Genomic DNA, 23,953 nt, shown 5'->3' with positions numbered 1-23,953 from the left:
CGCCTGTTCCGCCTGCGCCGGAAACCGGCCGCGGACAGGGGCTGCTGTGCTTGAAAAGGGTTGGGAATGATACCCGCTCGCCGCCTCCGGATAAAGCGCGAGTTGGCTAGTTTATGAGCAATTCGCCCTGGCGCTACTCCGGCGAGAAGAAGCTCAGGCTGTAGTTCACCGCGCGCGGACCGGGGTCGAGAATGTCCAGGGCGATGTGGATCGGCGTCTGCGGCGGCATCTCGTCCTGGCCCTTGAGCTCGCCGTTCAGGTACTCGCCGGGCTTGAAACGGCGGCTGGCGAGCAACTGGCCGTTGAGGTCGGCGAAGCGCAATTCCAGCAGCGGAAAAGGCTGCGAGAAGGGCGCCCGGTTGTAGAGGATGGCATCGACGCGCAGGGCCCCGGAAAATTGCGGATGGCTGCGCACCACCAGGTTGCTGCTGCGGATCTGCTGGACATCGACCTTGGACGGCACCTTGCAGCCCAGGCTGGCGCAGGCCTGGACGAACAGCGGACGATAGCTGTCCTGCCGCGCCAGTTCGTCGAAGTGGTAATAGACGTACTGGCCGGCCAGGCCGAGCAGCGCCAGCAGGCAGAGCAGGATCCACAGCAGGCGGCGACCCCAGTGCGGGCGCCGTGGCTGGCTGTCCAGCTGCAGCGGATCGTCGTGCAGGTCCAGCAGAGGATCGTCCTGCCATTCCGGTTCGCTGCGCAGGGCGGTCGTGGCCTTGGCCGGCAGCGGCTCGTCGTCGCCGTCGCGCGCGGCGCTGAGGGGTTCGGCAACGGGCTCCTGCCAGTCGTCGAGCCGACCCAGGCCGGGTTCGGCGCGTTCGTCGTCGTCGGCTTCGACCCGCCCGAGTGCCGGCTCCTGGCGTTCACGCGGGGGTGCGGTTGTGAGGGGCGCGGGCGGCGTGGCCGGGGCGGGCTTGAGCGGGGCGCGCGTGGCCGCGAGCGGTGCCACAGGTACGGCCGTCGGCACGGGAGCGATGTCCGGCTCCGGCCGGGCCTCCACGGCGGGCTCAGGCTCGGGCTCCGGTTCCGGCTCGGCGGCGGGAAGCGGCAAGGGGGCGGGCTGCGGCTCGAACTCGACCTCGGGTTCGGCCGGCAGGCGCAGGGATTCCGGCTCGGGTTCGCGCTCGGCGGAGGCGGCGCCGAGCGACGGCAGTTCGAAGGGGTCTTCGTCGTCCTGGGGGCGATGGGCTGCTAGGCCCTGGGCCGGTGCCGGTTCTTCCCGCGGCGCGGCCACGGCGGGCGGCGTTGCTGCTGCGGAAGGTGCTGCCGGCGCGCGGCGCTGTTCTTCCAGGGCGCCCAGACGGGCGACCTCGGCGTCCAGCTCCAGGTGGCTCAGGTCCAGTTCGTCATGGGGCCAGGCCGCTTCGCTGGGCGTCGGCGCCGGTTCGGCCACGGGCGCAGGTGGCACGGGCATGGGCTGCGGCGCCGTCAGGGGTGCGGCCTGGTTGCTGGCGTTGAACACTTCCAGGCAGACGCCACAGCGCACGTCGCCGTCCGCGGCAGCCAGGTGTTCCTGGGTGACGCGGAAGCGGGTATGGCAATGCGGACACTGGGCGACGAGGGATTCGGTCATGGCGAGGCGACAGCCAGGGAGTGAAGCGCGCTAGTGTACCCGAAGGCCCTGGCGAAAGAAGGGCCTCCACCGGGCCGCCGGGTGAGCGGACCGGTGGCGGTGCGCAGGTCAGCGACGACGGGTGCCGCTAATGCGTACCCAGCCGTCCAGGGTGGCGGTGGGTTCCAGGTCGAAGCAGCCGGCATAGGCGGCGCGCACGTCCTCGGCCTGCTCGGCGAGGATGCCGGAAAGGGCCAGGCGACCGCCGATGCGGGTCAGGCGGGTGATCTGCTCGGCCAGGCCGACCAGCGGACCGGCGAGGATGTTGGCCACCACCACGTCGGCCGGCTCGCCTGGCAGATCGGCGGGCAGGTACAGCGGAAAGCGTGCCGGGTCGATGCCGTTGCGATTGGCATTCTCCCGCGAGGCTTCCAGGGCCTGGACGTCGATGTCGGTGCCCACGGCGCGCTTGGCGCCCAGCAGCAGGGCAGCGATGGCGAGGATGCCCGAGCCGCAGCCGAAATCCAGCACCTGCAGGCCCTGGACCGGTTCGCCGTCCAGCCACTGCAGGCAAAGCGAGGTGGTGGGGTGGGTGCCGGTGCCAAAGGCCAGGCCTGGATCCAGCAGCAGATTGACCGCCTCGGGTTCCGGGGCCTCGTGCCAGCTGGGCACGATCCACAGTCGCTGGCCGAAACGCATGGGCTGGAAGTTGTCCATCCAGCTGCGTTCCCATTCCTGGTCTTCCAGGCGCTCCACCTCGTAGACAAGGCCGTTGGCCAGGAGCTGCACGCGCTGCTCCAGGGCGGCGGCGTCGGTATCGCCTTCGAACAGCGCCAGCAGGTGGGTCTGGGACCACAGCGGGGTGGTGCCGAGATCCGGCTCGAAGATCGGCTGGTCCTCGGCGTCCATGAAGGTCACCGAGACGGCGCCCAGTTCGAGCATGAGGTCTTCGTAGGTTTCCGCCTGGGCGGGGGTGAGGGCGAGGCGGACTTGCAGCCAGGACATGGTGGGCTACCTGAATCGGGTCAAAGCGGGGAGGGTAAATGAAAACGGGCTGCCCGAGGGCAGCCCGTTCGCTGAATCAGAGCTCGTCATACACTCAGTGGCGCAGGCCGAGCTTCTTCTCCAGGTAGTGGATGTTCACGCCGCCCTGGCCGAAGGCCTGGTCGCGGGTCAGCATCCGGTGCAGATCGGCATTGGTCTTGATGCCGTCGACAATCAGCTCGTCCAGGGCGTTGCGCATCCGGGCCATGGCCTCGTCGCGGGTCTTGCCCCAGGTGATCAGCTTGGCGATCAGCGAATCGTAGTTCGGCGGAACCTTGTAGCCGCTGTACAGGTGCGAATCCACCCGCACGCCGTTGCCGCCCGGTGCATGATAGTGCTTGACCAGGCCCGGAGAGGGCATGAAGGTCTTGGGATCTTCGGCGTTGATCCGGCACTCGATGGCGTGACCGGTGATCTTGATGTCTTCCTGCTTGATCGACAGCGGGTTGCCCGCGGCGATGCTGAGCATCTCCTTGACGATGTCGACGCCAGTGATCATCTCGGTCACCGGATGCTCCACCTGCACGCGGGTGTTCATCTCGATGAAGTAGAAGCGACCGTCTTCGTAGAGGAACTCGAAGGTGCCGGCGCCGCGGTAGCCGATGTCGATGCAGGCCTTGACGCAGCGTGCCAGGACTTCTTCGCGGGCCTTCTCGTCGATCTGGGGCGCAGGCGCCTCCTCGATGACCTTCTGGTGACGACGCTGCAGCGAGCAGTCGCGGTCATAGAGGTGCACGGCGTTGCCCTGGCCATCGGAGAGCACCTGGACTTCCACGTGACGCGGATTGCCGAGGAATTTCTCCATGTAGACCATGGAGTTGCCAAAGGCGGCGCCGGCTTCGGTCTGGGTCAGCTTGATCGACTTGATCAGCTCGGCCTCGTCCTCGACCACGCGCATGCCGCGACCACCACCGCCACCGGCGGCCTTGATGATCACCGGATAGCCGACTTCGCGGCCGATGCGCAGGCACTCGGCCTCGTCATCCGGCAGGGCGCCGTCGGAGCCCGGCACGGTGGGCACACCGGCCTGCTTCATGGCGTTCTTGGCGGACACCTTGTCGCCCATCAGGCGAATCACGTCGGCGGTGGGGCCGACGAAGGCGAATCCGGACTGCTCCACCTGCTCGGCGAAGTCGGCGTTCTCGGCGAGAAAGCCGTAGCCGGGGTGGATGGCGGTGGCGCCGGTTACTTCCGCGGCACTGATGATGGCCGGGATGTTCAGGTAGGACTGGGGCGAGGGGGCCGGGCCGATGCACACCGATTCGTCGGCGAGGGACAGATGCATCAGTTCGCGGTCGGCGGTGGAATGAACCGCCACCGTCTTGATGCCCAGCTCCTTGCAGGCACGCACCACGCGCAGGGCGATTTCCCCGCGGTTGGCGATCAGGACTTTTTCCAGCATCGTGGGCTCCACGGGCTTAGACAATGGTGAACAGCGGCTGGTCGAATTCGACGGGCTGACCGTTCTCGACCAGCACCTGGCCGATGGTGCCGCTGGCTTCGGCTTCGATGTGGTTCATCATCTTCATGGCTTCGACGATGCACAGAATGTCGCCTTTCTTCACCTGCTGGCCGACTTCGACGAAGGCCGGGGTGGTGGGCGAGGAGGCGCGGTAGAAGGTGCCGACCATGGGCGAGCGCGCCACGTTACCGGTCAGTTGCGGCGCGGCGGCTTCGCTGGCGGGTGCAGCGGCAGCGGCCGGCGCGGCAGCCGGGGCCGGGGCGGCGACCGGAGCGGGGGCAGCGGCGTAGACAGTCTGCATGCCCTGGCCGCGGCCGGTGTTGCGGCTGATGCGGACGGATTCTTCGCCTTCGCGGATTTCCAGCTCGTCGATACCGGACTCTTCCAGCAGCTCGATCAGTTTCTTGACTTTACGGATGTCCATTGGCGTTGGCTCTCCCCTCGGGTTCTGGTGATGTTCTGGATATTGAGTCGCGCTCAGCCGCGGGCGGCGAGCTGTTCGCAGGCGGCTTCCAGGGCCAGGCGATAGCCACTGGCACCGAGCCCGCAGATGACACCGACCGCCACGTCGGAAAAATAGGAGTGGTGGCGGAAGGCCTCGCGCTTGTGCACGTTCGACAGGTGCACTTCGATGAATGGGATGCTCACCGCGAGCAAGGCGTCACGTAGGGCGACACTGGTATGGGTGAAGGCAGCCGGATTGATGAGGATGAAATCCACCCCTTCGTCACGCGCGGCATGGATGCGTTCGATCAGCAGGTGCTCGGCGTTGCTTTGCAGGTATTGCAGGCGATGCCCCGCCGCAGTGGCACGGGCTTCGAGATCGGCGTTGATCTGGGCCAGGGTGGTGGCCCCGTAGACGCCCGGCTCGCGGGTGCCCAGGAGATTCAGGTTGGGCCCGTGCAGTACCAGCAGATGCGCCATAGCCACTTGCCTCGCGATTTCGCAACCAGATTGGCCGCGGACTATGCCGCAACCGGAGGTGACTGTCCAGTCGCTAGACGTTTGCCGGAAATACCCGCACGTTGGGCGAAATTCTTTTAATCGCTGGCGATAAGCCTTTTTGCTTCACCGAGTCGGGCAAGAAAACCCGCGGCGTCGATTTCGCCGACGATGCGCGCCTGGGTCTGCTCCTGGCCACTGCCGGCATAGAACAGGATCGCTGGCGGACCGAACAGCCCCTGCCGTTCCAGCCACTGCCGCTGTTCCCGGGTGCTTTGCGTCATATCGAAGCGGATCAGCGTGAAGTCGCGCAAATGCGCCTGGACCTCGGGATTGCCGAACACCTCGCGCTCGATCAGCTTGCAGCTGATGCACCAGTCGGCATAGACGTCCACCAGCACCGGTCGCCCCTGGCCGAGACGGCTGGCCAGGGCCGCCGGATCGCTGAGGCTGTGCATGACGTCCGCGCGGCCGGCCACGGCGGGCGCCGCGGCGTCGCCCAGCGGTCGCAGGGGATCGCTGGCCCCACGCAGGGCGCCGATACCGGCGGTCGCGCCGTAAACCACCAGGGTCAGGCCGGCCAGTTGCAGCAGCCGCTGACGGGGTGGCTTGGGCACGAATTCCAGGGCGCCGAGAAATAGCCCGACGCCGGCCGCCAGCAGGCCCCAGGCGGCCAGCGCCAGCGGCCCCGGCAGCAGCCGTTCGAGCAGCCACAGGGCTACCGCCAGCAACAGGACGCCGAAGGCATTGCGCATGCCCACCAGCCAGGCGCCGCTGCGTGGCAGCAGGGCGCCGCCACCGGCGGCGATGAGGATCAGTGGGGTACCCATGCCCAGGCCCAGGGCGAACAGCGCCAGTCCGCCGCCGAGCCAGTCGGCGGTGCTGCTGATATAGAGCAGCAGGCCCGCCAGGGGCGCCGAGACGCAGGGCGAGACGATCAGGCTGGAGAGCACGCCGAGGGTGGCCGCGCCGCCCAGGGAACCGCCGCGGGTGCCACTGGCCAGCTGCTCCAGGCGCTCGCGCAGGACCGCCGGCAGGCGCAGTTCGAAGAGACCGAACATGGCCAGGGCGAACAGCGCGAACAGCGCGGCGAAGGGAATCAGCACCCAGGCCGACTGCAATTGCGCCTGCAGATTGAGACTGGCGCCAAAGACGCCCATGAGCGCGCCCAGGGCGGCGAAGCTCAGGGCCATGGGCACCACGTAGGCCAGCGCCAGCAGCAGGCCACGTCCGGGGCGCGCCTTGCCGGCCAGAACCACCGCCGAGACGATGGGTAGCATCGGCAGGACGCAGGGGGTGAAGGTCAACCCGAGTCCGGCGAGAAAGGCCAGCAGGATCCTGTGCCAGCCGAGCTGATCTGGGACGGGTGCGGCGGCCGCCGGGGTCGCCGTGGTCGCCAGCGCAGGGCCGGCGATGTCCAGGGTGCGGGTTTCCGGCGGATAGCAGAGGCCGCGATCGGCGCAGCCCTGGTAGGTCACCTTGATCTGGCCGCCACGGTCGGGCGCCAGGGGCAGGGGGATGTCGACGCCGGCGTGATAGACCTGGACGTCGCCGAACCATTCATCGTGCTTGGGCTCGCCGGGCGGCAGGGCTACCGGCGCGGTGAGCAGGCCGGGGTCGGCGTCGAAGGCGAAGCGTTGCCGATAGAGGTAGTAGCCCTCGGCGATGGTGAAGCGCAGCTGGGGACGGCCCTCGGCGTCGCGGCGCTGCTCCAGGCGAAAGGCCTGATCCACCGGCAGGAATTGCTGACTGGGGCGCTGACCGTCCAGGCCCAGCGCGGCGCTCGGGCGCGGCGCATCGAACAGCCCGGCAGTGGCGGGCAAGGTCAGCAGCAGGGTGAGCAGGAACAGCAGGACACGCATGGGCTTCTCGGCGATCGGCAGCGGCCGATCATAGCAGAGGCATCTGGCTGGTCAGTCCTGGCCGTACTGGCGTACGCAATTGCGTCCCGCATGCTTGGCGGCATAGAGGGCTTCGTCCGCCTGTTTGGCCAGCGCGGGCATCTCCTGGCCGGGCTGCAGCTGCGCCACGCCGGCGCTGAAGGTGCAGCTGAGTTCCTTGGGCGGCGCCGGATAGTGGATCTCGGCGAAGCGCTGGCGGATCTCGTCGATCAGGCGGGTGGCGGTGGCCAGGTCGGTGTCGGGCAGCACGATGGCGAATTCCTCACCGCCATAACGGCCGATGTGGTCGGACTTGCGCAGGCGCTGCTTGAGGAACAGCGCCAGGCTCTTGATCACCCGATCGCCCATGGGATGGCCGTAGTGGTCGTTGACCTGCTTGAAGTGGTCGATGTCCAGCATGGCGAAGGTGATCGGCCGCTGGCTGCGCCGGGCGCGGAAGCAGGCGTCTTCCAGCAGCTGCAGGGTGTGGGTGTGGTTGTACAGGCCGGTGAGGCTGTCCTGGACGATGCGCGCCTGCAGGCTGCGCGCCCGGGCCGCGCGGGTACGCACCGTGGCGATCAGGTGGCGCGGCTTGATCGGCTTGGTGAGGAAGTCGTCGCCGCCCTCGCTCATGGCGTCCAGCTGCTTGTCGAGGTCGTCCTCGGCCGACAGGTAGATGATGGGCACGCTGACATAGCGCTCGTGCTGGCGGATGACCTTGGCCAGCTCGGTGCCGGTGCACTCGGGCATGTACATGTCGAGGATGATCAGATCGGGCACGAATTCGGCCAGGTGCGCCATCACCGCGCCGGGTTGCATCAGGGTGCGGGTGACGATGCCGGCGCTGTTGAGCGCCATTTCCGTGGCCATGGCCTGGGCGCGGGAGTCGTCCACCACCAGGGCGCGGATCGGATCGTAGTAGACGGTGCGGGTGAGGGTCTCGATCTTTTCCAGTAGCCGCGCCGAATCCAGGGTGCCGGTGTAGAACTCCTGGCCGCCGGCGCGCACCGCGGCCAGGCGAAAGGGGGTGTCGGCTTCCTGGTGGCTGTAGAACAGCACCGGCAGCTTGCGCTCCAGACCGGTCTGGGCCTCCAGCGCCAGCTGGATGCCGGCACCCGCGCCGCCGAAGTCCACGTCCATGACGATGACCGCCGGGTGCCGGCTGTCCATCATCGCGCGGAAGTCGTCGGCGCCGTGGATGATCTGGATGGTGACGCCGAAGTATTCCATCTGCTGCGCCAGGCGCTCGGCGCGCTCGGTGTCGAGCAGGGCGATGTAGATCGGCTTGCGCAGCGGCGGCAGGCTGGTGGTTTCCAGCTGGTCACCCTGGCGCAGTCCGGTGCGCGACAGGCTCTGCATGGCCAGGCTGAGTTCGGTGATGGCCTGGCTGTTGAGACGGCCGCGATTGGCGGCGACCTGGGCCAGGGAGGCGCCGATGGCCTCGGCGAGCTCGGCATGGCCCTGCTGCTCGAAGCGCTTGGCGTATTGCAGCAGGCGTGCGTTGGCGTCGGTCAGCTCGACCAGGCTGCCAGCCGTCCACTCGTCTCGTTGCAGCCGTTGCCAGATCTCCAGCACCTGGCGCGACTGGTGGATGACCCGTTGCGCGAAGTGCAGCTTGAGGCGGTCCCGGCTCGGATCATCTGGTTCGCTCACGAATTGTTCCGTCATTCTTGAGGTGGTGGCCCTATGCTACCAATTGCTGGCGGGCAGGGGAGAGGCGGTACCCTGGTTAGCGGCGGCTATGCCGCTCGCATGGACACTGTCGGTCGCTTCTGGAGTAGCGTCCGTCGCCTGTTACCCTAGTCTCGGAAGCGGCTGCCCGGGTGCCTGGCGCCCGCGTCGGCCGCCAAGGCTGCGCAACCGGCGCCGCGGGCAGGGGTCCAAGCGCCAACACCTTTGAAAACATTGCAAGGAATTGCCCATGCGGGAGTGGAACTTGAGGTCGGGATGGCTCCGGCTGGTGGCAGTGCTGGTCGCGCTCTACCTGCTGGTCACCCTGGCGATAGGCTGGTACTGGAGTCGCGAACCGGATTTCTTCCCGGTGCAGCAGCATGCCCAGGAGGCGGCCGCTGCCAGCGGGCGCAAGCTGGTGCTTGGCTACACCACGGTCGAGACCCTCAAGCAGGTGGCCGGTACCCTGCTGGACAAACCGGGTGGCTATCTCTCCAACGACATCTTCCCGCCGGGCCTCTGGCTCGACGACATGCCGTCCTGGGAATACGGCGTGCTGGTGCAGACCCGCGACCTGGCGCGCGCCCTGCGCAAGGACTTCGCCCGTTCCCAGTCGCAGTCCACCGAGGACGTCGACCTGGCCCAGGCCGAGCCGCGCTTCAATTTCGACAACCACAGCTGGGCCATGCCCTCGTCGGAATCGGAATACCGCGCCGGCATCGCCTCCCTGGACCGCTACCTGGCGCGCCTGGGTGGCCAGAATGCCCAGGGCCAGCCCACCGCCTACTTCTATTCGCGTTCGGACAACCTGCGCAACTGGCTGGGTGATGTCGAGACCCGCCTGGGTTCGCTGTCCCAGCGGCTGTCCGCCAGCGTCGGTCGGGTTCGCCTGGACGCCGAGGTGCGGCCGAACCAGGACATCCCCGCCGGCCAGGTGCCGGAGGTGCATGAGCAGCGCGTCGAGACGCCCTGGCTGCAGATCGACAATGTCTTCTACGAGGCCCGCGGTCAGGCCTGGGCGCTGTCGCACATCCTGCGCGCCATCGAGGTCGACTTCGCCGACACCCTGGCCAAGAAGAACGCCACGGTGAACGTGCGCGAGATCATCCGCGAACTGGAAGCGGCGCAGCAGCCGGTCTGGAGTCCGATGATCCTCAACGGCAGCGGCTTCGGCATTCTGGCCAACCACTCGCTGGTGATCGCCAACTACATCTCCCGCGCCAACGCCGCCATCATCGACCTGCGCCAGTTGCTGGAACAGGGCTGATGACGCCGGACGCTCGCGAAGCGGCGCATCGCGCCGCCTCCGACCAGGAAGGGGTGGTCTGGGTCGATCGCGACGACCGCATCCAGGGTGAATTGCCGCGGGCGGAACTGCGTGCCCGCGGCCTGATCGGTCGCTGCACCTTCATCCTCCTGTTCAATGACGCCGGCGAACTCTGCGTGCACCGGCGCACCCTGAGCAAGGCGCTCTACCCGGGCTACTGGGACGTCGCCGCCGGCGGCATGGTGGCGCCGGGCGAGAGCTATGCGGAGTCGGCCGCTCGCGAGCTGGCCGAGGAACTGGGCGTCAGCGGCGTGCCCCTGCGCGCCCATGGCACCTTCTATTTCGAGGAGCCGGGCAATCGCCTCTGGGGCGGCGTGTTCAGCGCGCGCTGGAACGGTCCGTTGCGGCTGCAACCGGAAGAGGTGCTGGAGGCGCGCTTCCTGGCCCCGGCGGCCATCCTCGATGACGCGCGTCAGCGACCCTATTGCCCGGATTCGCTGGAAGCCCTGCAGCTGGCGCTCAGCCGCGCGGATGTCGCATCCCTGCCTTAATTTCTCGCATTCGCGCCTTAGCATCCGCGGACGATGCTGCTACATTGCGCGGCCCCGGACCAGCGCGGCCCGTGCCGGCCGGCGCTGCGTCCAAGGCTTCCTCCAGGCGCCCGGCGCCTGAACCCGACTGGGAGGACCGTCCCTTGAGCAAGAAAACCTCGTCGCTGTCGGATCTCAGCCGGCTGGTGTACTCCACCGACGTCGGCCGCATTCGCCCGGAAGAACCCCAGGCCGCGGCTCCGGCGGGCGACGGCATCGCCCGGGTGCGCCGCGAGACCAAGGGTCGTGGCGGCAAGACGGTGACCACGGTCAGCGGCGTGCCCTTGGGCGAGGAAGCGCTCAAGGACCTGGCCAGCGCGCTCAAGCGCCGCTGCGGCACCGGCGGGGCGCTCAAGGATGGCGTCATCGAGATCCAGGGCGACCATGTCGACCTGTTGCTCGGCGAACTCGAAAAACGCGGCTTCAAGACCAGGAGATCGGGCGGCTAGGCCAGGCCTTCCAGCCCCCGCGTACAACTTACCGCCCCTGGCGGCGGTCCATCCAAAGCAAGATTCCCTACAGGAGATTCCCGCGAATGTCCCCACGACGCACGCGCAAAGATGACGGCAGCCAGTGGACCGTGGCGGACAGCCGCAGCGTCTATGGTATTCGCCACTGGGGTGCCGGCTACTTCGCCATCAGCGACGCCGGCAACGTCGAAGTCCGCCCCCACGGCCCGGACGGCCAGCCGATCGACCTCCATGTGCTGGTCGGCCAGCTGCGCGAAGCGGGGCTGTCGCTGCCGCTGCTGGTGCGTTTCCCCGACATCCTCCAGGGCCAGGTGCGCCACCTGACCGGTGCCTTCGATCGCAACATCGAGCGCCTCGACTATCAGGGCCGCTACACCGCCCTCTATCCGATCAAGGTCAACCAGCAGGAAGCGGTGGTGGAAAACATCATCGCCACCCGTGACGTCTCCATCGGCCTGGAAGCCGGCTCCAAGCCGGAGCTGATGGCGGTGCTGGCGCTGGCGCCCAAGGGCGGCACCATCGTCTGCAACGGCTACAAGGACCGCGAATTCATCCGCCTGGCGCTGATGGGCCAGAAGCTGGGCCACAGCGTCTTCATCGTCATCGAGAAGGAATCCGAGGTCCCGCTGGTGATCGAGGAGGCGGCCGAGCTCAAGGTCACGCCCCAGGTCGGCCTGCGCGTGCGGCTGTCGTCCCTGGCGTCGAGCAAATGGGCCGACACCGGTGGCGAGAAGTCCAAGTTCGGTCTCTCCGCCGCCCAGCTGCTGTCGGTGATCGAGCGCTTCCGCGCCGCCGGCCTGGAGCAGGGCGTGCGCCTGCTGCACTTCCACATGGGCTCGCAGATCGCCAACCTGGCCGACTACCGCCAGGGCTTCCGCGAAGCCATCCGCTACTACGCCGAGCTGCGCGCCCTGGGTCTGCCGCTGGACCACATCGACGTCGGTGGCGGTCTGGGCGTCGACTACGACGGCACCCACTCGCGCAACGCCAGCTCGATCAACTACGACATGGACGACTACGCCGGTACCGTGGTCGGCATGCTCAAGGAATTCTGCGACCAGCAGGAATTGCCGCATCCGAACATCTTCTCGGAAAGCGGTCGCGCCATGACCGCCCACCACGCCATGCTGGTGATGCAGGTCACCGACGTCGAGCGCCACAACGACAGCGTGCCGGCCAGCGAGCGCTTCGAAGGCAAGGCCGAGGTGGTGCAGTGGCTGGCCGAGCTGCTCGGCGACACCGATCCGGAGATGGTCACCGAGACCTACTGGCGCGCCACCCAGTACGTCAGCGAAGCCGCCGCCCAGTACGCCGCCGGCACCCTGAGCCTGAGCGACAAGGCCCTGGCCGAGCAGTGCTACTTCGCCATCTGCCGTCGCCTCTACAACCAGCTCAAGGCGCGCCAGCGTTCCCACCGCCAGGTGCTCGACGAACTCAACGACAAGCTGGCCGACAAGTACATCTGCAACTTCTCGGTGTTCCAGAGCCTGCCCGACACCTGGGCCATCGACCAGATCCTGCCCATCGTGCCCCTGACCCGCCTGGACGAGGAGCCGGTGCGCCGCGCCGTGCTGCAGGACCTGACCTGCGACTCCGACGGCAAGATCAAGCAGTACGTCGACGAGCAGAGCATCGAGACCAGCCTGCCGGTGCACGAGGTGCGCGAGGGCGAAGACTATCTGCTGGCGGTGTTCCTGGTGGGCGCCTACCAGGAGATCCTCGGCGACATGCACAACCTGTTCGGCGACACCGATTCGGTGAACGTCTACCAGGACGCCGACGGCAGTGTGCGTCACGGGGGCATCGAGACCCACGACACCATCGAGGACATGCTCAGGTACGTGCACCTCTCGCCCGAGGAGCTGATGACCTACTACCGCGACAAGGTAGCCAGTGCGCGCCTCACCGCGCGCGAGCGCACCCAGTTCCTCGACGCCATGCGCCTGGGCCTGACCCGTTCCTCCTATCTCGCCGGCTGACGAAGCGAACCCTGGCGGCCGGGCGGGCTCTATAGCCTTGCCGTCAGGATGGAGGAGCAGAGGTATGAAAGGGCGCTTGGCGCTGTTGCTGGTGGGCAGTCTGATGCTGGCTGGCTGCGGCAAGGTCAATCAGGAAAACTATTCCCGGCTCAAGGCCGGCCAGACCAAGGCCGAGGTGGAGCAGATTCTGGGTGCACCCACGGAATGCGCGGGTGCCCTGGGCGTCACCACCTGTACCTGGGGCGATCGCGGCTCCTTCATCAGCGTGCAGTATCTCAACGATAAGGTGGCGATGTTCGCCGGGCAGGGTCTGCGATGAAAACCTCTACCAAACTGCTACTGCTGGCGGGTGCCGCCGGACTGCTCGCGGCCTGCGCCAGCGGCCCGCGCGAAGTCCCGCCGCTCACCGCGGGCAATGTCGACCTGCAGCGCTACCAGGGACACTGGTACGAGGTGGCGCGGCTGCCGATGTTCTTCCAGCGCAAGTGCGCCCAGTCCGAAGCCAACTATCACGTCATGGCCGACGGCTCGGTCGCCGTGTTCAACCGCTGCCGTACCCTGGACGGCAAGGTGGAGGAAGCCACCGGCACCGCCACCCCCATCAAGCCGGGCGTGACCGATCGCCTGGAAGTGCGCTTCGATACCTGGTTCAGCGGTGTCCTGCCCAATGTCGCCAAGGGACCCTACTGGATCCTCTATGTCGACGACGACTACAAGACCGCCCTGGTCGGCAGTCCGGATCGCAAGTACCTCTGGTTGCTGGCGCGCAAGCCCGACATTTCCGCGGCGCAGAGCGAAAAGCTGCTGCGCATCGCCCGCGAGAAGGGCTACAACCTCAATCGTCTGGTCTGGCGCGAGACCGACGCCCACATGCCCTAGGCCACAGGAGCTCCCCGTGAAACTCTGGACCGATGCCTTTTCCGACAACGCCTTCATGCCCAAGCGCCACGAATTCGACGTGGCCGACTTCGGTGCCCACGGCGACAACATCTCGCCCGCGCTGCAGTGGTCCGATCTGCCGGCCGATACCAAGAGCCTGGCGCTGACCGTCTACGATCCGGACGCCCCCACCGGCAGCGGGTTCTGGCACTGGGTGGTGGTCAACATCCCGGTCGGTACCCAGGGCCTGGCGGAAGACGCCGGCCGCGCCGATGGCTCGGGTCTGCCGGCGGGCGCCCTGCAGCTGATCAACGACTATGGCACCCGCGGCTTCGGCGGCGCGGCGCCGCCCAAGGGTGACAAGCCGCACCGCTACATCTTCCAGCTGCATGCGCTCAAGGTCGATCAGCTGCCGGTGCCGGCGGACGCGACCAATGCGGTCGGTCGCTTCATGATCCACCTCAACCAGCTGGCTTCGGCGACCTACACCGGTCTCTACGAGATCAAGTAGGGCCGCGGACGGACGGGCTAGAGCACGTCCGTCGAGGTCGCCAGGCGGATGCCGGCGGCGCGCATCTCGGCGAGGAAGGCGTCGCCCTGGGCTTCGAAGCCCGGTACCGAATGACTGCAGTCGGTCAGCAGCACCAGGTCCTGGCGCCTCTCCCGCGGCCAGAATTCCAGCAGATCGCGAACGGTGCTGGCCACGCAGTGCGAAAGCGCCTCGCCGGCGATCAACAGGGTATCGGTCGCCTGGAGGCGGGCGATCAGGCCAGCGTCCACCGCGGTGCCCGGGTCCGCCGGATCCGGGACCTCGGCGCGCAGCGCCGAATAATGTTCGGTATGGGGATTGCTGCCCTTGGCGATGAAATCCACCAGGCGTCCCTGCTGCCGGCCCCAGGCATTGAGCGCCTGATGGACATCCTGCTGCACCCCATGGCCCCAGCCGCCCACCAGGCAGTGCTCCGGCCAGATCACCAGGCGATAGCGACCCCCGGCTTCCAGCGCCTGCACATAGGCCAGCGCCCGGGCACGTTCGGCTGGATCACGGGTCTGCCAGCGACCGCTGGCCACCTCGTCCGCACCGATCTGGGTAAAGGGCGCCGGTGGCTGGCCCTGGGCATCCTGCCAGCCGTGCGGATGGGCGATGTGCAGCGGCTGATGGGAGTCCAGGGTCACCTGCACCCCGCTGAGGCGGGCACCCAGGCGCTCGATCAGGGCCGCGACGCGCCGCAGTCCGGCCACCGCACCGGGCACCGGCAGGGCCGCACCCGGCAGGTCGCAGAAATCGTTTTGCGGATCGATCAGCAGCAACTGCAGCTTGGCATGGGACATGGCGATCTCCTCGGGCGACTGGCCGTCGATGGTGCGGGTGCCACTGGACGCGAAGCAAGCCCGGGTAGCGTGGAAACCCGGTAAGGTGCAGGTCTATGATGAAGGGGCCGACCCTGCCCCGCGGAGCGCGACATGCTGAATCTGTATCCGGAAATCAAGCCTTACGCCCGCCACGAGCTGGCCGTCGAAGCGCCCCATGTGCTCTATGTCGATGAGAGCGGCTCGCCGGATGGTCTGCCGGTGCTGTTCATCCATGGCGGACCCGGCTCCGGATGCGATCGCTTGAGCCGGCGCTTCTTCGATCCCAATCTCTACCGCATCGTCACCTTCGATCAGCGCGGCTGCGGTCGCTCCACGCCCTATGCCAGCCTGGAGAACAACACCACCTGGCACCTGGTCGAGGACATCGAGCGCCTGCGCGAACACCTGGGCATCGAGCAATGGGTGCTGTTCGGTGGCTCCTGGGGGTCGACCCTGGCGCTGGCCTATGCCCAGCGCCATCCCGAGCGGGTCAAGGCCATGGTCCTGCGCGGCATCTTTCTCTGCCGCCCGGTGGATCTGCAGTGGTTCTACCAGGAAGGCGCGAGCCGGCTGTTTCCCGATTTCTGGCAGGACTATCTGCACCCCATCGCCGAGGAAGAGCGCGGCAACCTCATCCAGGCCTACTATCGCCGCCTGACCGGTCCGGACGAACTGGCACAGATGTCCGCCGCGCGCGCCTGGTCCTGCTGGGAGGGGCGTACGGTGACCCTGAGGCCCAATCCCGACGTGCTGGAGAAATTCAGCGAGCACGCCCTGGCCATCGCCCGCATCGAGTGCCACTACTTCATCAACAATGCCTTCCTCGAGCCCGACCAGCTCCTGCGCGACATGCCCCGGATCGCCCATATCCCGGCGGTGATCGTGCACGGCCGCTACGACATGGTCTGCCCGCTGGACAATGCCTGGGCCCTGCACCACGCCTGGCCGGGCAGCGAATTGCAGATCATCCGCGACGCCGGTCATGCGGCCAGCGAGCCCGGTATCTGCGACGCCCTGGTGCGGGCGACCGATCAGATCGCCCGCCAGCTGCTCGATCTGCCCCAGGAGGCCGAGTGAAGGCGCTGCTGCAAAGGGTCAGCCGCGCCAGCGTCGAGGTTGAGGGCCATACGGTCGGCGCCATAGGCGCGGGCCTGCTGGTCCTGGTCGGTATCGAGCCGGCGGATGACGAGGCCGCCTGCAGCCGCATGCTCAAGCGACTGCTGGAGTACCGGGTGTTCGCCGACGGCGAGCAGCGCATGAATCTGTCCCTGCAGGACGTCGGCGGCGGCTTGCTGCTGGTCTCCCAGTTCACCCTGGCCGCCGATACCCGCAGCGGCCGCCGGCCGAGCTTTTCCAGCGCCGCGCCACCGGCCCAGGGCGAGCGGCTGTTCAACCATCTGGTAGGCCTCGCCCGCGACCTTCATCCCGAGGTCCAGACCGGTCGTTTCGGCGCCGACATGCAGGTTTCCCTGGTCAACGACGGACCAGTGACATTTTTATTGTCGATTTAGTGAGGGCGCCCCTTACAGCGCCCTGCCAAGTGTCTATGATTGCGCAGTTCGAGTTTGAACGGTCGTCCAACTGGGGAATCATTGACCCCTGCGGGAGTCGGACCTCTGCCTATCCGTTTCGCGACCACCCGTCGCCAAACGTATTCGTACGCTGATTTAGGAGGCTGCGTGTTATCTCATTCCAAAGTTAAGCCGGGCAAGCAGGGCTTCGCCCTGATCGGGCTCTCCGTCGCTCTGGGTCTGTTCAGTGCCCAGGCCCTGGCCTTCAGCCTGGACGACGTGGCCGCCAAGGCCAAAGAACTCTCCGGCCAGAAATTCGTCGCGCCCAAGAGCAACCTGCCCGCATCCTTCAGCGGCATGAAGTATGCCGACTATCAGCAGATCACCTTCAATCAGGACAAGGCCTACTGGAAGGATGCAAAGACGCCCTTCCGCCTGAATTTCTATCACGAGGGCATGCACTACAGCTTGCCGGTGAAGATCAACGAGGTCACCGCCAACAATGTCGAAGAGATCAAATACGATCCCTCGATGTTCAACTTCGGCAACCTGCAGGTCGACCAGGCCCAGCTCAAGGATCTCGGCTTCGCCGGATTCAAGGTGCTCTATCCGCTGAACAAGGCGGACAAGCATGACGAGCTGATGACCATGCTCGGCGCCAGCTATTTCCGCGTGATCGGCAAGAACCAGGTCTATGGCCTGTCCGCCCGTGGCCTGGCCATCGACACCGCGCTGCCGTCCGGCGAAGAATTTCCGCGCTTCACCGAATTCTGGGTCGAACAGCCCCAGTCGGATCGCCGCAACCTGGTGATCTATGCGCTGCTCGATTCGCCGCGCGCCACCGGTGCCTATCGCTTCGTGCTGACTCCCGGCAAGGACAGCACCGTCGACGTCGAAGCCAAGGTGTTCCTGCGCGACAACGTCAACAAGCTGGGTATCGCGCCGTTGACCAGCATGTACCTGTTCGGCCCCAACCAGCCGAGCGCCCAGGTCAACTATCGTCCGGCACTGCACGACTCCAACGGTCTGGCCATCCATGCCGGCAACGGCGAGTGGCTGTGGCGTCCGCTTAACAACCCGCGCCGCCTGTCGGTCAGCACCTACACCATCGAGAATCCGCGCGGTTTCGGTCTGCTGCAGCGTGGCCACGAGTTCTACAAGTACCAGGACCTGGACGAGCGCTACGACAAGCGTCCCAGCGGCTGGGTAGAGCCCAAGGGCGACTGGGGCAAGGGTCACGTCGAGCTGGTGGAAATCCCCACCCCGGACGAGACCAACGACAACATCGTGGCCTTCTGGACGCCGGACACCCTGCCGGAGAAGGGCCAGCCGATCGATGTCAGCTATCGCCTGCACTTCACCACCGACGAACCCAACCTGCACACCAAGGACCTGGCCTGGGTCTCCCAGACCCGTTTGTCCACCGGTGACGTGCGCCAGTCCAACCTGGTGCGCCAGACCGATGGCAGCCTGGCCTATATCATCGACTTCGAAGGTCCGAACCTCGATGACCTGCCCGAGGATTCGCAGGTCGGCTCCCAGGTCAGCCTGGATGCCAACGGTGAACTGGTCGAGAACTCTGTGCGCTACAACCCGGTTACCAAGGGCTATCGCCTGACCTTGAGACTCAAGGTCAAGGATCAGACCAAGCCGGTGGAAATGCGCGCCAACCTCGCCCAGGGTGACAAACCGCTCAGCGAAACCTGGACTTACCAGCTACCTGCCAATGAATAACACCACCCGCGATACCTCGGTCGCCGCTGCTGGCGACTACCTCGAACACCTGCCGTTGCCCGCCGGGCAACGGCAGGTGCTGGACCAGACGGCGGACGTCGAGTCGCTGCACCGGCAACTGGCCGGTGCCCGCGGCGAAGGCGCCCAGGGTGCCGAGGCGGTGATCGCCTCCACCGAAGCGCGTCTGGCCGCCGGTTGGGACGATACCCTGGAGGATGGCGAGCTGCTGGGCAGCGATGCCCAGGGTCGCGTCTTCATCAAGGCCACCCCGCCCATGACCCGCTCCATGATGGTGCCCGATCCCTGGCGCACCAATCCCGTGGCGCGGAGCTGGAAGCGGCTGCTCGGCCGCAAGGATCACAGCCGCTGGCAACCCGATCCCGAAGCCGATGCCCATGCGCACTGGCGCAAGGTCGGTTCCTTCCGGCGCTTCATCCTGCTGATCCTGATGCTGGTGCAGACCGGCATCGCCACCTGGTACATGAAGGCCGTGCTGCCCTATCAGGGCTGGGCGCTGGTCGATCTCGGCGAGGTCTACCGTCAGGGCTGGGGCGAGTCCATCCGCCAGGTACTGCCCTATGTGGTGCAGACCAGCATCCTGCTGCTCTTCGCCCTGCTGTTCTGCTGGGTGTCCGCCGGTTTCTGGACCGCCCTGATGGGCTTCTGGCAACTGCTCAGCGGCCGCGACAAGTACAGCATCTCGGCCAGTTCCACCGGCACCGAGCCGATCGATCCCCAGTCGCGTACCGCCCTGGTGATGCCCATCGCCAACGAAGACGTGCCACGGGTCTTCGCCGGTCTGCGCGCCACCTACGAGTCGGTCCGCGCCAGCGGCGAGCTGGAGCACTTCGACTTCTTCATCCTTAGCGACAGCAACGATCCGGACAAATGCGTAGCCGAAGAAAAGGCCTGGCTGGAGCTGTGCCGCGAGGTTGGTGGCTTCGGCCACATCTTCTATCGCCGTCGTCGTCGTCGGGTGAAGCGCAAGAGCGGCAACATCGACGACTTCTGCCGTCGCTGGGGCAGCCAGTACAAGTACATGGTGGTGCTCGACGCCGACAGCGTCATGAGCGGCGAATGCCTGGCCAGCCTGGTCCGGCTGATGGAAGCCAATCCGCGTGCCGGCATCATCCAGACCGCGCCCAAGGCGTCCGGCATGGACACCCTGTATGCACGCCTGCAGCAGTTCGCCACCCGCGTGTACGGACCGCTGTTCACCGCCGGCCTGCACTTCTGGCAGCTGGGTGAATCCCACTACTGGGGCCACAACGCCATCATCCGGGTCAAGCCGTTCATCGACCACTGCGCCCTGGCACCGCTGCCGGGCACGGGTTCGTTCGCCGGTGCGATTCTCTCTCACGACTTTGTCGAAGCGGCGCTGATGCGGCGTTCCGGCTGGGGCGTGTGGATCGCCTACGACCTGCCGGGCAGCTACGAAGAACTGCCGCCCAACCTGCTGGACGAACTCAAGCGTGACCGTCGCTGGTGCCATGGCAACCTGATGAACTTCCGGCTGTTCCTGGTCAAGGGCATGCACCCGGTACACCGCGCGGTGTTCCTCACCGGGGTGATGTCCTACCTGTCGGCGCCGCTGTGGTTCCTCTTCCTGGTGCTGTCCACGGCGCTCTTGGCGATCCACAAGCTGCTGGAGCCCCAGTACTTCTTCCAGCCCCGCCAGCTGTTCCCGGTCTGGCCCCAGTGGCATCCGGAGCAGGCCATCGCGCTGTTCTCCACCACCCTGATCCTGCTGTTCCTGCCCAAGCTGCTCAGCGTGGTGCTGATCATCGCCAAGGGTGCCAAGGAATTCGGTGGCGGCCTGCGGCTGTTCCTTTCCATGATGCTGGAGATGCTCTTCTCGGTGCTGCTGGCACCGGTGCGGATGCTGTTCCACACGGTGTTCGTGACCGCCGCCTTCCTGGGCTGGTCGGTGCAGTGGAATTCGCCCCAGCGGGACGACAACGACACGCCCTGGAGCGAAGCCTTCCGCCGCCATGGTTCGCAGATGCTGCTCGGTCTGATCTGGACCGCCGGCGTGGCCTGGCTGGATCCGCGCTTCCTCTGGTGGCTGTCGCCCATCGTGGTGTCGCTGATCCTGTCGGCACCGGTGTCGGTGATTTCCAGCCGGACCAACCTGGGTCTGGGCAGTCGCCGCCATCACCTGTTCCTGATCCCGGAAGAGTACGCACCGCCGCGCGAGCTGGTGGCGACCGACGAGTACCTGCACCTGAACAACCGCAACGCCCTGACCAGGGGCTTCCTGCGCGCCACCGTCGATCCGGTGCTCAATGCCCTGGCCATCGGCATGGCCCGCGGTCGCCACGGCAAGGTGGTGGAGCCGGCACGCCGGCTGCGCGAAGAGCGGGTGGCCCGGGTCCTGGCCGCCGGTCCCGAGAAGACCAAGGGCGACGACCAGTGGCGTCTGCTCAGCGACCCGGACGGCATGGCGCAACTGCACCTGCAGGTCTGGAAGGCCGAAGAGCACCGCAATTGGCGGGAAGCCTACGCTACCCTGCGGCCGCGCTCCCACAGCGACTCGGCCGCGGATGCCGCAGCCAGTCCGGCCAGCCTGACCCCGCGGCCCGCCTCCTGAGGCGGCGCTCCGCGCATTGAAAAAGCCCCGGTGTCGCGAGACGCCGGGGCTTTTTCTTGTCCCTGATCGGACTAAGACAGGCGGGCTAGAACAGGCGGGCGAGGAGGGCGGGTACGGCGTTCTCGACGCGCAGGATGCGCTCACCGAGCTGTACGGGCGCCAGACCCGCTTCCTGCAGCCTTTCGACCTCATAGGGTATCCAGCCACCCTCGGGACCGATCGCCAGCGTCACGGGCTCGCTGAGGGCGCGAGGGCAGGCTGGGTAGTTGCCCGGATGACCGACCAGGCCGCGGGTGCCGGCGACGAGCGCGGGCAGGCGATCCTCGACGAAGGGCTTGAATCGCTTTTCGATCAGCACCTCCGGCAGCACCGTGTCCCGGGCTTGCTCCAGTCCTAGGCGCAATTGCTCCTCGATAGCCGCGGGCTCCAGGAACGGGGTCTGCCAGAAGCTCTTTTCCACCCGGTAGCTGTTCAGCAGCACCAGGCGCGCGACGCCCATGGCGGACACCGTCTGCAGTACCCGGCGCAGCATCTTGGGACGGGGCAGGGCCAGCAGCAGGGTGAGCGGCAGCTTGGCCGGCGGTGGTTGGTCGAGGGTGACGGTCAGGCAGGCCTGGCCGGCGTCGAGGGACTCGATCTGGCCAGAACCCATCAGACCATCCAGCAGGCCGACGCGCATCCGGTCGCCGGCGGCCGCCTGGTGGACCTCGCGCAGATGGGCGAGACGGCGCGGATCGCGCAGCACGACCCGGTCAGCGGCCGTGAAGTCGGCCGCTTCGAGCAGGATCAGATTCACGGACGTTCGGCGGGCGGCTGGGCTTCGGGGGCGGCGTCTTCGTCGGCCAGCGGGCGCTCGCGCTTCTGCACGAAGCGGCCGAACAGCAGGCCGATCTCGAACAGCAGCCACATGGGTACGGCCAGCATGGTCTGGGAGAAGACGTCCGGCGGGGTCAGGATCATGCCGACCACGAAACAGCCGATGATGACGTAGGGGCGGATCTTCTTCAGGTAGGCCACATCGACCACGCCGATCCAGATCAGCAGCACGGTGGCCACCGGAATCTCGAAGGCGACGCCAAAGGCGAAGAACAGCGTCAGGATGAAATCCAGATAGGCGTTCAGATCCGGCATCATCATGGCGCCTTCCGGCGTGATGCTGCTGAAGAAGTGGAAGATGATCGGGAACACTAGGAAGTAGGCGAAGGCCATGCCGGCGTAGAACAGCACGATGCTGGAGATCAGCAGCGGGATGGCGACCTTCTTCTCGTGACGATAGAGCCCAGGCGCGACGAACCCCCAGACCTGGTGCAGGATCACCGGCATGGCGATGAACAGCGACACCACCAGCGTCAGCTTGAAGGGCGCCAGGAACGGCGAGGTGACGTCCGTGGAGATCATGGTCGCGCCTTCGGGAAGGACGCGGCGGATCGGCTCGGAGGCGAAGGCATAGATCTTCTGGGCGAAGTAGAACAGCCCGAGAAAGATCAGAAAGGTCGCCAGCACGCATCTGAGGATGCGGGTGCGCAATTCGGTGAGGTGCGAGACCAGGGGCATTTCCTGGTCATCGTGTTCGGAAGGCTTGTCGCTCATGGTGCTCTTGGCGGCGTCTGGGGCGGATCCTGCGGGCGTTCGGCAACCACGTCCTGGGGCATGGGCGGAGCAACGGCGGCCGGTGGGGTCTGGGCTTCCGGGGTGGAAGCGGCAGGCTTGGGCCGGTTGTCGCGCTGTTCCATGGACAGGATATGCTCGTTGCGCAGCTGCTGGCGAATTTCGTCAGCGCCGATCTCGCGCTCCACTTCCTGGCGGATGCTGTTGAAGCTGCGCCTCAGGCGACCGATCCACAGACCCGCGGTGCGCGCAGCACCGGGCAGGCGTTCCGGGCCCAGCACCAGCAGGGCGACGAACCCCACCAGCATCATTTCGGGAAAGCTGATTCCGAACATGGCGGGGCCTTAGTCCTTGCGCACCACCGGCTCTTCGACCTTGCGGTGCTCGGCATCGAAGGTCTGGGGACGATTCAGGGGCGCATTCGGGGTGGCCGTGCTGGCGGTGGGCGCCGGCTGTTCGGCCTTGTCGTCCTCGTCGGTGTGCATGGCCTTGCGGAAGCCCTTGATGGCTTCGCCCACGTCGGAGCCCAGATGCTTCAGGCGTTTGGTGCCAAAGACGATCACCACGACGAGCAGGATGACGATCCAGTGTTTCCAGTCGAAGATACCCATGGTCTTTCCTCGTTGCGAAGCTTGGGGTCAGGATTGAGTGCGGGCGGCCTTTTCGGCATGCCCGGAGAGGCCGAAACGACGATCCAGCTCGTCCAGCACGGCCTGGGGATGCTGGCCCAGGGCCGAGAGCATGATCAGGCTGTGGAACCAGAGGTCGGCGGTCTCGTAGATGACGTCGTCGTATTGCTGGCTGATGGCGGCGTCCTTGGCGGCGAGAATGGTCTCGACGCTTTCTTCGCCGACCTTTTCCAGGATCTTGTTCAGACCCTTGTGGTAGAGGCTGGCCACATAGGAGGAGTCCGGGGCGGCCTGCTTGCGTTCTTCCAGCACCTGCGCCAGGCGCGCGAGGGTGTCAGTCATGGCCGTGCCCTCCGGCATAGATGGCGCTGGGGTCCTTGACCACCGGATCGACGGTCTCCCACTGGCCTTCGCGCAACACGCGATAGAAGCAGCTTTCCCGGCCGGTATGGCAGGCGATGCCACCGAGCTGTTCCACCTGCAGCACCACCACGTCGGCATCGCAATCCAGGCGCAGCTCGATGACGCGCTGCACGTGCCCGGATTCCTCGCCCTTGCGCCACAGCCGGTTGCGCGAACGCGACCAGTAGACGGCACGGCCTTCGGCAGCGGTCAGGGCCAGGGATTCGCGGTTCATCCAGGCCATCATCAGGATGCGCCCCGAGGTGGGGTCCTGGGCGATGGCCGGTACCAGGCCATCGCTGTTCCAGTGGATCTCGTCTAACCAGTCGCTCATCGGTCTGTTCAGTACTACGAATTAGGGTACCAGCCTCGCACAAGACGCGGCTCGAA

The 23,953-nt window shown here is 66.6% G+C and carries 25 protein-coding genes; 11 read left to right on the top strand and 14 right to left on the bottom strand.

The features are described from left to right. Window positions 1-133: 133 nt before the first annotated feature. From ACZ5R1_RS19970 to ACZ5R1_RS19940, 7 genes are all read right to left on the bottom strand, one after another. Complete coding sequence (locus ACZ5R1_RS19970) at window positions 134-1,573, bottom strand: DUF3426 domain-containing protein (RefSeq protein ID WP_115946655.1); 1,440 nt, start codon at window positions 1,571-1,573, stop codon at window positions 134-136. A gap of 108 nt (window positions 1,574-1,681) precedes the next feature. Continuing rightward, the gene (prmA, locus tag ACZ5R1_RS19965; RefSeq protein WP_115946656.1) at window positions 1,682-2,557 is read right to left on the bottom strand and encodes a 50S ribosomal protein L11 methyltransferase; all 876 of its coding nucleotides are present in this window, start codon (window positions 2,555-2,557) and stop codon (window positions 1,682-1,684) included. A 94-nt stretch (window positions 2,558-2,651) separates the two neighbouring features. Continuing rightward, on the bottom strand, window positions 2,652-3,998 hold the full coding sequence (gene accC, locus ACZ5R1_RS19960) for an acetyl-CoA carboxylase biotin carboxylase subunit (RefSeq protein ID WP_027598936.1): 1,347 nt from the start codon (window positions 3,996-3,998) through the stop codon (window positions 2,652-2,654). A gap of 16 nt (window positions 3,999-4,014) precedes the next feature. After that, window positions 4,015-4,482, bottom strand: coding sequence for an acetyl-CoA carboxylase biotin carboxyl carrier protein (gene accB / locus ACZ5R1_RS19955; protein WP_007161586.1), 468 nt, complete (start codon window positions 4,480-4,482; stop codon window positions 4,015-4,017). A gap of 53 nt (window positions 4,483-4,535) precedes the next feature. Further along, window positions 4,536-4,982 carry a type II 3-dehydroquinate dehydratase gene (gene aroQ / locus ACZ5R1_RS19950; protein WP_007161587.1) on the bottom strand — a complete coding sequence of 149 codons (447 nt, stop codon included), beginning with the start codon at window positions 4,980-4,982 and terminating at the stop codon, window positions 4,536-4,538. Between the two features lie 116 nt (window positions 4,983-5,098). After that, the gene (dsbD, locus tag ACZ5R1_RS19945; protein WP_115946657.1) at window positions 5,099-6,862 is read right to left on the bottom strand and encodes a protein-disulfide reductase DsbD; all 1,764 of its coding nucleotides are present in this window, start codon (window positions 6,860-6,862) and stop codon (window positions 5,099-5,101) included. Window positions 6,863-6,913: 51 nt separating this feature from the next. Continuing rightward, window positions 6,914-8,533, bottom strand: a complete 1,620-nt coding sequence (locus ACZ5R1_RS19940) for a response regulator (protein ID WP_017641054.1) — start codon at window positions 8,531-8,533, stop codon at window positions 6,914-6,916. A gap of 268 nt (window positions 8,534-8,801) precedes the next feature. Here ACZ5R1_RS19940 and ACZ5R1_RS19935 point away from each other — a divergent pair, with 268 nt between their 5' ends. From ACZ5R1_RS19935 to ACZ5R1_RS19905, 7 genes are all read left to right on the top strand, one after another. Continuing rightward, a complete protein-coding gene (locus ACZ5R1_RS19935; RefSeq protein WP_007161590.1) occupies window positions 8,802-9,818 on the top strand; it encodes a DUF2333 family protein in 1,017 nt (338 codons plus the stop codon). Further along, window positions 9,818-10,369, top strand: a complete 552-nt coding sequence (locus tag ACZ5R1_RS19930; protein ID WP_115946658.1) for an NUDIX hydrolase — start codon at window positions 9,818-9,820, stop codon at window positions 10,367-10,369. The genes ACZ5R1_RS19935 and ACZ5R1_RS19930 overlap by 1 nt, the downstream gene beginning before the upstream one ends. Before the next feature lie 143 nt (window positions 10,370-10,512). Beyond that, entirely contained in the window at window positions 10,513-10,857 is a 345-nt protein-coding gene (locus tag ACZ5R1_RS19925) for a translation initiation factor Sui1 (protein ID WP_115946659.1), read from the top strand. Window positions 10,858-10,943: 86 nt separating this feature from the next. Then, the gene (speA, locus tag ACZ5R1_RS19920; protein WP_007161593.1) at window positions 10,944-12,857 is read left to right on the top strand and encodes an arginine decarboxylase; all 1,914 of its coding nucleotides are present in this window, start codon (window positions 10,944-10,946) and stop codon (window positions 12,855-12,857) included. A 64-nt stretch (window positions 12,858-12,921) separates the two neighbouring features. Further along, window positions 12,922-13,176 carry a hypothetical protein gene (locus ACZ5R1_RS19915; RefSeq protein ID WP_007161594.1) on the top strand — a complete coding sequence of 85 codons (255 nt, stop codon included), beginning with the start codon at window positions 12,922-12,924 and terminating at the stop codon, window positions 13,174-13,176. After that, window positions 13,173-13,736: a lipocalin family protein gene (locus ACZ5R1_RS19910; protein WP_007161595.1), complete on the top strand. Its 564-nt coding sequence runs from the start codon at window positions 13,173-13,175 to the stop codon at window positions 13,734-13,736. Before ACZ5R1_RS19915 ends, ACZ5R1_RS19910 begins: the two co-directional genes overlap by 4 nt. Before the next feature lie 16 nt (window positions 13,737-13,752). Further along, window positions 13,753-14,247 (top strand): YbhB/YbcL family Raf kinase inhibitor-like protein, encoded by a 495-nt coding sequence (locus ACZ5R1_RS19905; RefSeq protein WP_027602891.1) that lies wholly within the window; start codon window positions 13,753-13,755, stop codon window positions 14,245-14,247. Between the two features lie 17 nt (window positions 14,248-14,264). On the opposite strand, the gene ACZ5R1_RS19900 is transcribed toward ACZ5R1_RS19905, so the two are convergent. Further along, window positions 14,265-15,068, bottom strand: a complete 804-nt coding sequence (locus ACZ5R1_RS19900) for a cysteine hydrolase family protein (RefSeq protein WP_074584064.1) — start codon at window positions 15,066-15,068, stop codon at window positions 14,265-14,267. A gap of 132 nt (window positions 15,069-15,200) precedes the next feature. Between ACZ5R1_RS19900 and pip the strand changes: the two genes are divergently transcribed. The 4 genes from pip (at window position 15,201) to mdoH (ending at window position 20,924) form a co-directional block, all read left to right on the top strand. After that, a complete protein-coding gene (pip, locus tag ACZ5R1_RS19895; protein WP_027602893.1) occupies window positions 15,201-16,166 on the top strand; it encodes a prolyl aminopeptidase in 966 nt (321 codons plus the stop codon). Continuing rightward, window positions 16,163-16,600 (top strand): D-aminoacyl-tRNA deacylase, encoded by a 438-nt coding sequence (gene dtd / locus ACZ5R1_RS19890; protein ID WP_027602894.1) that lies wholly within the window; start codon window positions 16,163-16,165, stop codon window positions 16,598-16,600. The genes pip and dtd overlap by 4 nt, the downstream gene beginning before the upstream one ends. A 213-nt stretch (window positions 16,601-16,813) precedes the next feature. Beyond that, on the top strand, window positions 16,814-18,334 hold the full coding sequence (locus ACZ5R1_RS19885) for a glucan biosynthesis protein G (RefSeq protein WP_394337623.1): 1,521 nt from the start codon (window positions 16,814-16,816) through the stop codon (window positions 18,332-18,334). Next, window positions 18,327-20,924, top strand: a complete 2,598-nt coding sequence (gene mdoH, locus ACZ5R1_RS19880; RefSeq protein ID WP_027602896.1) for a glucans biosynthesis glucosyltransferase MdoH — start codon at window positions 18,327-18,329, stop codon at window positions 20,922-20,924. Before ACZ5R1_RS19885 ends, mdoH begins: the two co-directional genes overlap by 8 nt. Before the next feature lie 85 nt (window positions 20,925-21,009). Here mdoH and ACZ5R1_RS19875 read toward each other — a convergent pair whose 3' ends face one another. Genes ACZ5R1_RS19875 through hisI form a run of 6 tightly spaced genes read right to left on the bottom strand, consistent with a single transcriptional unit; the run spans window position 21,010 to window position 23,897 of the window. After that, window positions 21,010-21,720, bottom strand: coding sequence for a 16S rRNA (uracil(1498)-N(3))-methyltransferase (locus ACZ5R1_RS19875; protein ID WP_115946661.1), 711 nt, complete (start codon window positions 21,718-21,720; stop codon window positions 21,010-21,012). Further along, on the bottom strand, window positions 21,717-22,514 hold the full coding sequence (tatC, locus tag ACZ5R1_RS19870; RefSeq protein WP_007161603.1) for a twin-arginine translocase subunit TatC: 798 nt from the start codon (window positions 22,512-22,514) through the stop codon (window positions 21,717-21,719). The genes ACZ5R1_RS19875 and tatC overlap by 4 nt, the downstream gene beginning before the upstream one ends. Then, window positions 22,511-22,867: a Sec-independent protein translocase protein TatB gene (tatB, locus tag ACZ5R1_RS19865; RefSeq protein ID WP_007161604.1), complete on the bottom strand. Its 357-nt coding sequence runs from the start codon at window positions 22,865-22,867 to the stop codon at window positions 22,511-22,513. Before tatB ends, tatC begins: the two co-directional genes overlap by 4 nt. 9 nt (window positions 22,868-22,876) lie before the next feature. Continuing rightward, window positions 22,877-23,143, bottom strand: a complete 267-nt coding sequence (locus ACZ5R1_RS19860) for a twin-arginine translocase TatA/TatE family subunit (protein WP_115946662.1) — start codon at window positions 23,141-23,143, stop codon at window positions 22,877-22,879. Window positions 23,144-23,170: 27 nt separating this feature from the next. Next, on the bottom strand, window positions 23,171-23,503 hold the full coding sequence (locus ACZ5R1_RS19855; protein WP_007161606.1) for a phosphoribosyl-ATP diphosphatase: 333 nt from the start codon (window positions 23,501-23,503) through the stop codon (window positions 23,171-23,173). Beyond that, on the bottom strand, window positions 23,496-23,897 hold the full coding sequence (gene hisI / locus ACZ5R1_RS19850) for a phosphoribosyl-AMP cyclohydrolase (RefSeq protein WP_007161607.1): 402 nt from the start codon (window positions 23,895-23,897) through the stop codon (window positions 23,496-23,498). Before hisI ends, ACZ5R1_RS19855 begins: the two co-directional genes overlap by 8 nt. Window positions 23,898-23,953: the final 56 nt, after the last annotated feature.

This window comes from Pseudomonas sp. Pso3, from assembly GCF_055393275.1.
The sequence above is the reverse complement of the archived record's forward strand: the minus strand, read 5'-3'. Positions and strand labels throughout refer to the sequence as shown.